This is a genomic window from Caballeronia glebae, from assembly GCF_001545035.1.
GTDB lineage: Bacteria > Pseudomonadota > Gammaproteobacteria > Burkholderiales > Burkholderiaceae > Caballeronia > Caballeronia glebae.
Map to the genome: position 1 here is coordinate 1 of NZ_FCOJ02000106.1, position 11,524 is coordinate 11,524.

The window sequence follows — 11,524 nt, forward strand, 5'->3', positions numbered from 1 at the left end:
CCCAGCGGGTTGTCGATGCCCAAGCTCAGATTACCTTGCAGCTTGCCAGTCGCGCGACTGCCGGAGTTGTCGATCGAAGCGACGAGCGACCACGGTTTGGCGCGCTTGACGGTGAGAACGACGTCGCTCTCGCCTGGCACGTCGGTCGGTTCAATCTTCATGTCGACGTCCTGGCTCGGCACGCGTTTCATCTGCTCCAAGCCTTGTTCCAGGTCGCGCAGGTCGAGTACCTCGCCGGGACTTGTTGGGAAGGCGGTTTTCCATGTGCCCCAAGAGAGCGACTCGGCGAAGCGCACATCGCGAATGACGCCCGGCACGAGCGCGAACTTCAACGTTCCGCCTGAGAGATCTTGTTCGGGCAGCAACACGCGCGTGGTGATGTAGCCGCGAGAAAGGATTGCCTGCTGCAATCCCTTAGTCAGCGCGTTGACGCCTTGCTTGCCGACGCATTGGCCTTTGTAGTGGTCGAGCCATTCACGCGCGAACGCGAACGGGTCGAGCGGCAGCGCGGATGCGCCTTTCTCGCGTGATGTCGCGGACAAGGTCGGTGGTACATCGAGCGCGAACGTGTCGATGCGAAAGCACGGCGTCTCTGAAGGGAGCGTCGGAAAGCCGCCATCGTCCGGGACGGTCGAGCGCACCGCCGGACTCTGAACGGCCGATTCGCGTTGCTGCGCCTCGCGTTGTTGCTGGACCTGCTGATCCTGGATCGCGTTGGCGCGCGCGGCGGCGGCTTCATCGGCGGGTCTTGGAGCTTGCTGCGCCTGAACGGCGAGTGATACCAGGGCTGTGAGCGGCAGGGCCGCGAGCTTTCTTCTATGAGTCATTAACTTGCATCTTATTCAATATAACAATCGCGTCTCGGGCAGGGAGGCAATGCAAATGACCGAAGCGTCACACGCTGCTTGCTGGGCCTTTTTGAAGACCTCCGCCTTTCGCTTGGCTCAATCGCTCAGGGCGGTGGCTTGAGCGTGCGGGCTTCGAGCCACGACAGCGTGTGAGAGTGCAGGTCGAACACGGCAGGCTTGTCATCACGGCCGCCTGCACAAACGCCACATGCAACAAACCCGGCTCTGGCCGGGTTTGTTGCTACTGCCCCTTATTTTTCGTTTTCCCCGCTATCACACTGCAAACGACGACAGTTAATACTGCCAAGAGCCCCATAGCACAAGGAACTAGGATGCCGACCGCTGTCATCATAAAGTGTTTGTATCGGCCTAACGTTGTAGTAAATCCGTCCGCACATATTCCACTAATGAGCAGAAATAGATGAACGCATACCGTTACTGCGACAAATATCGCCCAGTAGCGATATTTGGACGCACGCCGCATTAATGCAGGTCCGAATAGGCCGCCAAGAACACCGCTTAAGAATCCGTCGACCATATGCCCCCTCCTTCACTTATTTCGGTTATGTTCTTTAACCGCGCCCTGTGCTGCTCTACCAGCTGCTTGACCGGCGGCAATTCCATTTGCTCGGATCACGACGCCGGGAACTGTCGCTATGTTTCCAATACCATTTGGAATATCTGCCCATTTGAACATCGACGTGCCGAACATCGCATTCAAAGCGCCAACCGTTGATGCGGTGGCAAGGCCAGCGACTGAGAACCTTCCGTTGAAGCTAGAACCGAAGTCACCGCCTCGGAACGCGTCGTAGAGTGCGCCACCCGTTGCAATTCCTGTATATATCGAACCAGACACGGCGCCTCCAGTCAGTGCAGCTGTATTTAACGAATACGCTGCTTGTCCCGCTTTATAGGTAGTCAGCATATCCGCAATAGACGGAGTAACCGCAGCGACTGCAGCTCCTCCCGAGATCAACCCCGCAGCAACCCCGGCAGCCATCGTCTCTTTGCCAATGGCATCACGACTCGCCGCATCGCGATTAGCTGAGTTCGTGATCGCGCTCTTGCCAGGTTGATTCGGCCCAACGCCATTCGGATAGTAGCCCGCATACATGCTCGCGTTCGCCTTCTGATCCGGCGTCGCATAGAACATATAGCCCGGACCGCTGTTGCCATCCGCAGACAACATGCCATGCGCCTGACTAAGGTATGCGCTTGCACTCTGATCCCACGCACCCGCCGAACCGTTCTGCACTTGGCGATCAGCTTGCGCCGTGAGCGCTGCGACCGCTTGATCTACCGTGATGCCCTGTTGCTTCGCATACTGCGTCGCATTGTCTTTAATCCACTTTCGTTCATCAGGGTGAAGTTGCCGGTTGTACATATCTGCGTTGGACGCAGCCGCCGCGCCTGCACTGCCGCCCACCGCTGCACCGGCCAGCCCGGCCAGCACATTCGCCGTAGCATTACCTGCAACCCCTCCGATCTCGCCCGACAGTTCGTTGAGCTTCGGCGCCAGCGCTGCCGACACGCCCGCACCCGCTGCCCCGCCGATTGCACCAAGCGAACCACCGCCCAGCCCGCCAATCAGCGCTCCGCCCGCAACGTGCAGCATCACCCGATTGTCTCCGCCCTCGGCCCACGCATCGGCCGTCGCCTGGTCGTGATCCACCAACGCCACATTGCGCTGCGCTTCCGCGAATGCACCAATGCCCTGCGCCACCACCTGACCGGCCGCTTGCGCGGCCTGCATCGTGTCGGCCTGCTTATTCAGGATGTCGTTCACGTCCGGCGTGTTGCCCACCGTGCCGTTCGTGTTCGTCATATCGCGGCTCAGGCTCGCGACGTCTTGCGTCTGACGATCCTTGTCCTTGATAGCGATCGTACCCGCGCTCACCGCGCTGCGCGTGGTCGCGCTCTGGTCGCCGTGCTCGCTCTGCGCCATCATCGGCACCAAGCCGCCCGCGCCCGGCACCGATGCCGGACCGACGGCCTTATCCGATGTTGCACCCGGCGACAGACCATACGACACACCCATGCTATTCGCCGAGTAGTGCGAGTGATTTTCAAGATCCGAGAACGTCAGCGTGCCCGTGCTCAGGCTGTTTTTCGACGCATCCGCCGCGCTCGATATCACCGCGCCCGTCAGATCGGTATTGCCCTTCACGTTGACGTTAAAGCCGCCTTCGCCCGCGTACAGCCCCGCTTGTTCCTTCACCTGCGCATAGTCACTGTCCGCGTGCCCGTACTGCGCCGTGACGCTCGCCCCGCCTCCCGTCTGACTGATCGAGAAGCCTCCGCCCGCGCTGCTCTGATGCGCCGCGCTCGTGGTCGTATCCTGCACGCTCACGATGTTCAAGTTGCCGCCCACATCAGCCGTAATCTGCTTGCCCGCAATCTGCGAGCCGATGATGTTCGTGTCCCCACCCGAGGCAATCGTGACGCTATTCGCCCCGCTGATGTGCGACGCGTTCTGCATCTTCGCATCGCTGTTCGAGTCCCCGTGTGCGTTGCTCATCGCCGCCGAGATACCCATGCCGTTCGTCGTCACCGACACGCCCACACTCGCGCTATTACTGCTGTTCGATGAGCGTGTGGACGCCGTGTCCGTCGTGTTGACGATGTTTACCTGATTCTTTGCCGCCAGCACCACGTCGTTCGCGCTCACGTTCGATCCGGCGATGTTCACGTTGCCGTCGGTCGCCACGAATGCCGCCGTGCCGCCCGCGGCCACGTTCGAACCGCGATTGATCGTCTGGCTCTCGCTCGAATCGTTGCGGCTGCTGCTCGATCCGACGCTCGCCTGAACGCCGATACTCGGGCTCTGCATGAGCGTGCCCCCGGTCGCGCCGGCCACGACCATCGCCGTGTCGCCGGCCGCCGCGATCGCGTGCAACGCCGACGCACGGTCATTGCCGCTGTCCGCCGAGTGCCCAGCGGCCTTGCCCTGCGCGTAGGCATTGTTGATCGCATCGCCCACCGAGCCCGACAGACCCAGCGTCAGCCCGCTCGAATGCGTGGTTTGCGTCTGCGAGCGCTGGGCCGTATCGGTCGCCGAATCGATGATCACATTGGCCGCCACGCCCGTCACATCCTTGCCCGCCAGCAGATCGCTGCCCGTCACGTGCAAGGTGTTGCCCGCCTGAATCGACAGGTTGCCGTTGATCGATCCCACCGTGCTCGCGTGGTTCGTCACGCTCGACGCCTGATCGGTCGTCGCCGTATCGTTGCTGCCGTAAGTCACGCTCAGCCCGCTCGTGCCGAAGCCCGTTCGCTTCTCCTGATGGCTGCCGGAGGACTGCACGGTGTCCTGCGACGTCGTGATGTTCACATCGTGCGCAGCGCTCAACGACACATCGTTCGTGCCGACGATCGTGCTGCCCGTCACGTTGATATCCTTGCCGCTCGCGAGCGTCACCGCATCGGCGGAAATCAGGCTGCCTTGACTCAGCGTCGCGCTCGTGTTGCTCGAACTCGCCACTTCCTTGCCACTCACGACGTTCTTGTGACTATGCGTTTCCTGCGAATTGTCGACGTGCGTTTCGGTCGCCGCGCCCACATTGACGTCGCCCGCTGCCGCAAGCGTCGCCGTGCCCTTGTCGAGGCTGATCGCGCTGCCGGTCAGGTTGATATCCTTGCCCGACACCACGGTGAGCGAATTGCCGGCGTTGAGCGTGGTGGCCGTGAGCGCATCGTCGGAGCGGTGCAGCGACTCCGAGTAACTGCCGTGGCTGTCGCTGCCCGAGCTATTGCTGTCGATGGTGGACGTCGCCTTCGCCGCCTGTAGCGTCACGTTGCCGTTGGCCACCACCACACCACCGCCGCCGAGGTTGATCGCCGCGCCCGTGGCCGTCAGATCGCCGCCCACACCGATCTGCGATAGGCCACCGACCTTCACACTGCTGCCCGTCACTCGATTGATGTCGGTATTGGACCCGCCGTTGGCACGCTCGACCACCTTGTGCTCGCCGATCTGCACCGTGCCGAGGTTCCAGTCGCCGCCCACGGCCATGCCGAGGTTGCCGCCCACGTTCAGGTTGCCCGCCTTCTGTTCGAAGTTGCCGCCCGTCACGACGAATGCATCGCCCGCCACGTTCAGGTTCGCGAGCGGACCGAGCGTCGTCGTGGTGCGCGTGGCGCCCGTGGCGCTCACCTGATTGACGGTCTTCGCCGCCGTGTTGAGAATCAGGTCGCCGCCTGCCTTGAGCGCGAGGCTGCCGGCGTTCACCGTCGCCGAAGTCAGATCGACATTGCCTTTGGTCGTCAGCGACATCAGCCCGCCGCTTTGCAGCGCGCCGAACGCGTTGTCGATGGACTTGCCATCGATGGACAGCGTATTGCCCGCCTGCACCGTGCCGCTATTGACGAAGGTCTGCGCGTTCTTAAAGTCGATGTCCGTCGCCGCGATCAGCGGCCCGTTCATGTTCTGCTGGCTGTTTTTAGCGAGATACACGACCGGCACCAGCACCGACTGCCCATCGACGATCTGCGTCTGCATGATGATCACGTTCGAGGTGAGCGCGCCCACCTGTTCCGGCGACAGGCTCATGCCCAACGGCAGGTTCAGCGACTGTGCCAGCGACGCGCCCGTGGCCAGCAACGCCTCGTACATCGCTTCGAGGTTGGTATAGGGACCGAGCACGGCCTTGCCCGTCAGCGACGTGATCTGGTTGCGCACGAGTTGCTGCTCGTAGAAGCCATCGCCCAGACGCTTCTCGGTGCGCTGCGGGTCCACGCCCAACTGTTGCAGATAGTAGTCGCTGGAGATGAACGTCTTCTGGTTCGTGAAGGCCGGGTTGGTCGCGATCAGATACGTGGCGTTCGGAATGGTCGCGGGACTGAACAGGCCGCCCTGCGGAATCGTCAGGTTGCTCAGAACATTGAGCGCCGTCGCGCTGGCGATGATCGGATTGACCATCGCCGTGCCGCCGTCGACGCTGACCGCGCCCGCCTTCGTGCCGCCCGCATTGCCGCTGACTCCATCGACTCCACCGGCCTTCGTGCCGCCGGCATTGCCGCTCACGCCATCGACGCCACCGGCTTTCGTGCCGCCGGCATTGCCGCTGACGCCATCGACGCCACTGGCGTTCGCGCCACTCGCATTGCCGCTCACCCCGGCGATCGTCACGCCCGACAGCGCCTGGCCGGGCGCGAGTCCGATTGACGGCATCCCGGCATTGCCGGCCGTGTTATTGATGCTGATGCCCGTGCCCGAGAGCGTGCCGCCCGCCACGAAGCTCGATTCGTAGCTCGGCAGCGCGTAATCGCGGATATCGGCCGGCGACGCCTGCGTGTAGCCACCGGGCCGGCCTCCCACGAACGGCGCATTGCCGAACGGCAAGGACCAGTCCCGAATGCTGTTGTCGTAGTTCGTGTAGTGGTAGTAGCCCGAGTACGTGACCTGCACTTCGGGTGCGCTGCGCCCCCGCCAGCTGTTCTGGTCGAGCGAGACGGCCGCGCCGATGTCGCCCACCGCCGCCACCGCGCTCCAGTAGTTCTGGAACAGGCCGACCGACGCGGCGTTCAGATCGCCGCCCGCGACGATCTGCGCCTGCGGGCTGACGCCAGCGATCAGGTTCGCTAATGCCACGCCCGTGTAGGTCGTGTACTGATAGCCGCTGTTCCACTGCCCGCCGTGCGGCGGATCGACACTGACGCCGCCGATCATGTCGGGGGTCGCGTGCGTCCATCCCACGATCTGCCCCGAACAGGCGGCCATGACGACCGCCGTGCATCCGGACATACTGATGCCGAGTTGCTCCAGCAAGGCCGGATCGACTGGCTGGTTCAAGCCGGTCGTGGTGACGACCGTGCGGGTGTTGGTCACTTGATCGGCGTGCAATTCCATGTCGCCCGCCGATTCGATCAGCGCGGACTGGTTGCGGATCAGGTTCGCGTTCGTGTAGTCGCCGTTCGCATCCTTGCCGCCCGCCAGCACGACCTTGCCCAGCCCGAAGATCGCGGTCGTCGCTTGCGTGTCGGTCATCGTCGTGTCGTCGCGATTCTCGATGTCGGGCGCAAGCAGTTCGAGCGTGCCGTCGCTGTCGGTTGCGCCGATCAGCGCGGTCGGCCCGACGTTCTTCAGGGTTTGCGTGGCATTGAGCGACACGCTGCCGCCGACGATCGCCCCGGTATTGTCGAGCGTGGCCGAGTGCGTGGTGAGCGTGCCGCCCGCCATCATGACGCCGCTGTTGGTGATATCGCTCGCGTTGATGCCCAGGTTATTCACCGCCTCCAGCGTCGCGCTGTTCGTGAATGTGCCGGGCAGCGTGAAGGTCAGGTCGTGGCCGGCGGCGAACTGCAAATCCGCCGTGGGCGCGAAGTCGCCCTGAACGCTTAGCGCCACGTCATGCGCCGCGCTGTACGCGCCACCGCCCGTGAGCACGGCCGCGTTCACGGACAGGTCGTGCGTCGCGCCGATCTGGCCGTTCGTGTTCGTGAGCGCGCCCGTGGTCGTGATGGCCACATCGCCGTCGGAGCCTGAGCCTGAGCCTGAGCCCGCGAGGCTGCCGATCTGGCCCGCGCTGTTGTCCACGGTGTCCGCCTTCACGGCGACATTCGCGCCGCTCAACTGCGCGCCCTGTGTGTTCACGAGCGCCGAGGTTTGCACGGCGACATCGCCGTTGCCGGTGATGACGCCGCCCGTGTTGATGGTCTGGCTGCCGCCCCGCACGGTGGCGTCGCCCGCGCCGAGGTTGCTGACGAGACCGCGCGTATTGTCGACGGACGACGCCCGGACATCGAGCGTGCTCGCATCGTCCGCGGCGCCCGTGCCGGACTGGATCTGGCCGTTCGTGTTGGTGAGCGCGCCGCCGCTTGCCAGCGACAGCGAGGACAGCGAGCGCATCGCGCCCTGCGTGTTGTCCACGCCTGCGGCCACATCGACCGCGAGATTGCCCTGCGCGGCCAGCACGCCGTTCGCGTTGTTCAGACTGGCCGCGCGTGTGTCGATCCGACCCGCGGCGATGATCGTGCCGCCCGCGTTCGAGAAGGCGCCCGCGCCATTGCCGGGGGCGATCGTCAGCGTGCCGGCTCCGGCGGCGAGGATCGTGCCGTTGTCGTTGATGAGCGTGGCGGGCGTGAGCGCAAGGTCCGTGCTGTTGGTTTGCAGCGTGCCGCCGTTCGAGTTGTCGAACATGCCGCTGACGGCGAAGCCCATCGGCGATGCGCCGTACTGCGTGATCGCGCCACCGTGGTTCAGCAGGTCCGTGGCCGTCAACGCGAGCTGGTTCGCCTCGATGTCGCCGCCGCTGTTATCGAGCGTGTCGCCGGTCGTCACCGCGAGATTCGGGGCGACGATCGAGCCGCCGTTGTTCGTCAGCGATCCGGTCTGGATCGTGGCGTTCACGCCCGCACCAATTTGGCCGCCGTTATTGGTCAGCGTGCTGCTGGCGAGGCTCAGATCCTTGTTCGACAGCAGTTCGCCGTTCGCGTTGTCGAGCGCACCGGCAACCGTCGCCGTGAGCCCGTTCTGGCCGATGACCGTACCCGACGCGTTGTTAAGCGCTCCAGCCCGAGCCACGATCTGGCCGTTGCTCTGGATCGTGCCGCCCGCGTTCGACAGCGTGCCCGCGCCGTTGCCGGCGTTCACGGTCAGTGTGCCGGCTCCGGCATGCGTGATCGTGCCGCCGTCGTTATCAACCGTGGCGGAGTTGAGCGCGAGGTCCGTGCTGTTGGTTTGCAGCGTGCCGCCGCTGGAATTGTCGAACGTGCCGCTGAGGTTGAAGCCCATCGGTGACGCGCCATACTGCGTGATTGCGCCGCCGCGGTTCAGCAGGTCCGTGGCCGTCAACGCGAGCTGGTTCGCCTCGATGTCGCCGCCGCTGTTATCGAGCGTGTCGCCGGTCGTCATCGTGAGATTCGGCGCGACGATCGAGCCGCCGTTGTTCGTCAACGATCCCGTCTGGATCGTGGCGTTCGCGCTCGCACCGATCTGGCCGACGTTATTGATCAGCGTGCCGCTGGCGAGGCTCAGATCCTTGTTCGACAGCAGCTTGCCGTTCGCGTTGTTGAGCGCGCCGGCAACCGTTGCCGAGAGCCCGTTCTGGCCGATGACCGAACCCGATGCATTGTTGAGCGATCCAGCCCGAGCCACGACCTGCCCGTTGCTCTCGATCGTGCCGCCTGCGTTAGACAGTGCGCCCGCGCCGTTACCGGCGTTCACGGTCAGTGTGCCGTCACCCGCATGCGTGATCGTGCCGTTGTCGTTGATTAGGGTCGCGGCGTTGAGCGTGAGGTCCGTGCTGTTGGTTTCCAGCGTGCCGCCGCCGGAATTGTCGAACGTGCCGCTGACGGCGAAGCCCATCGGCGATACACCATACTGCGTGATCGCGCCTCCGTGGTTCAGCAGATTCGTCGCCGTCAACGCGAGCTGATTTGCCTCGATGCCGCCGCCGCTGTTATCGAGCGTGCCGCTGGTCGTCACCGCGACATTCGACGCGACGATTGAGCCGCCGTTGTTCGTCAGCGATCCGGTCTGGATCGCTGCATCCGCGCTCGCACCGATCTGGCCGCCGTTATTGGTCAGTGTGCCGCTGGCGAGGCTCAGATTCTTGTTCGACAGCAGCTTGCCGTTCGCGTTGTCGAGCGCGCCAGCAACCGTCGCCGTGAGACCGTTCTGGCCGATGACCGAACCCGACGCGTTGTTCAGCGTTCCAGCCCGAGCCACGACCTGTCCGTTGCTCTGGATCGTGCCGCCCGCGTTCGACAGTGCGCCCGCGCCGTTGCCAGCGTTCACGGTCAGCGTGCCGTTACCCGCATGCGTGATCGTGCCGTTGTCGTTGATGACGGTCGCGGAATTGAGCGCGAGGTCCGTACTGTTGGTTTCCAGCGTGCCGCCGCTGGAATTGTCGAACGTGCCGCTGACGGCGAAGCCCATCGGTGACGCGCCATACTGCGTGATCGCGCCGCCGTGGTTCAGCAGGTTCGTCGCCGTCAACGCGAGTTGGTTCGCCGCGATGCCGCCGCCGCTGTTATCGAGCGTGCCGCCGGTCGTCACCGAGAGATTCGACGCGGCGATCGAGCCGCCGTTGTTCGTCAGCGATCCAGACCGGATCACGGCGTCTGCACCCGCACCGATCTGACCGCCGTTATTGGTCAGCGTGCCGCTGGCGAGACTCAAGTCCTTGTTCGACAGGAGCTTGCCGTTCGCGTTGTTGAGCGCGCCGGCAACCGTCGCCGTGATGCCGTTCTGGCCGATGACCGAACCCGACGCGTTGTTGAGCGATCCAGCCCAGGCCACGACCTGCCCGTTGCTCTGGATCGTGCCGCCCGCGTTCGACAGTGCGCCCGCGCCGTTGCCGGCGTTCACAGCCAGCGTGCCGGCTCCGGCATGCGTGATCGTGCCGCCGTCGTTGTTGATCGCCGCGGAGATGAGCGTGAGGTCCGTGCTGTTGGTTTCCAGCGTGCCGCCGCCGGAATTGTCGAGCGTGCCCGAAACCGCGACGTTCATCGGCCCGGCGCCCGTCTGCGTGATGACGCCCGCGTGATTGACGAGATTGGCGGCGGTGAGCGACAGTTGCGCGCCCTGCGTGCTCCCGCCGCTGTTATCGAGCGTGACGGCGCTTACCGTGGCGCGCTGGCCCGCCGTGATCGACCCGCCGTTGTTGCTCAGATGCGCGCCGGCACTGACCGTCGCGTTGTTTGCCGCGTCAAGCGTTCCGCCGTTGTTGTCGAGCGCGGCGCCCGTGACTTGCAAGTCCGTCTGCGCCGTCACCGCGCCGTGATTGGCGATGCTTGCACCTTGCAGAGTGACCGTGCCATTGCCGCCGATCACGCCACCTTGTGCGCCGGTGGCCGTGGTACCGGACACGTTCGTGAGCGTACCCGTGGTTGTAACCGTCAGGCCATCGCCATTGAGCGACGCGATGCGCCCCGCCGTATTGTCCAGCGATGCGCCGGAGATCGACAGGGCCGCTGCGCTTTGCATCGTCCCCTGGTTGTTCCCGATGACGCCACCGCGCACCTGCATCGCGCCTTGCGACACGAGCGAGCCGCTCTGGTTGGCGATCTGTCCGGCGCTCTGCACGACGAGCGACCCTTGCGAGGACACCTGTCCGCCCTGATTCGAGACGCTGCCTGCGGTGAGCGTCGCGCCGCTGCCGGCCGTCAACGCGCCGTGGTCGTTGATGAGCGCGCCCGCCGCCTGGGCGTTCAATGCGCGGCCGGCGCTCGTCGTTGCACCGGCCAGGTTGAGGTTGCCCGCGTTGGCCGTCAGCGAAACATTCCCGTTGGCCGCCGTCTGGCTGCCCGCGAGATTGACGTTGCCGCCTGCAAGCGTCGCGTTGCCACCCGCTACGTTCAGGCCGTTGGCGTTCAGCGCGCCCGAGGCCATCACCGTCAGATCGCCGCCTTGGGCGACCGTGCCGTCATTGTTGACGCCCGCGCCGAGCGTGCCGGTCGAGGACACCCTGCCCGCATTGACGCTCGTGTTCTGCTGCGCGGCCAGCGTGCCGCTGTTCGTCAGGCTTCCTGAAGTAGCGACGACCACATCGCGCTGCGCGTAGGTCGTACCGCTGTTTTCGATTCCTTGCGCAGCGTTGGCGCTGATCGAACCGCTCGCCTGAGTCGTGCCAGCGAGCACGAGTTGCCCGTTGGACTTGAGCGTCAGGTCGCCCGCTTGGGCGGCCAGGACGCCACGATTGCTGACACCGACACCATACTCGTTGCCGATCAGC

Annotated in this window: 2 protein-coding genes and 1 pseudogene; 1 reads left to right on the forward strand and 2 read right to left on the reverse strand. The window is 64.5% G+C overall.

Annotated features, from left to right (window positions below; translation table 11 throughout):
• Positions 1–827: ShlB/FhaC/HecB family hemolysin secretion/activation protein (locus AWB82_RS35230; RefSeq protein ID WP_143756974.1), on the reverse strand; the 827-nt coding region annotated here is incomplete at its 3' end.
• A 125-nt stretch (positions 828–952) separates the two neighbouring features.
• Between AWB82_RS35230 and AWB82_RS35235 the strand changes: the two are divergent.
• A pseudogene (locus AWB82_RS35235) lies at positions 953–1,273 on the forward strand (SymE family type I addiction module toxin); the annotation flags it as partial.
• A gap of 125 nt (positions 1,274–1,398) precedes the next feature.
• On the opposite strand, the gene AWB82_RS35240 reads toward AWB82_RS35235, so the two are convergent.
• Positions 1,399–11,524, reverse strand: a 10,126-nt coding sequence (locus tag AWB82_RS35240) for a hemagglutinin repeat-containing protein (RefSeq protein ID WP_143756975.1), incomplete at its 5' end; no start/stop codon positions are given.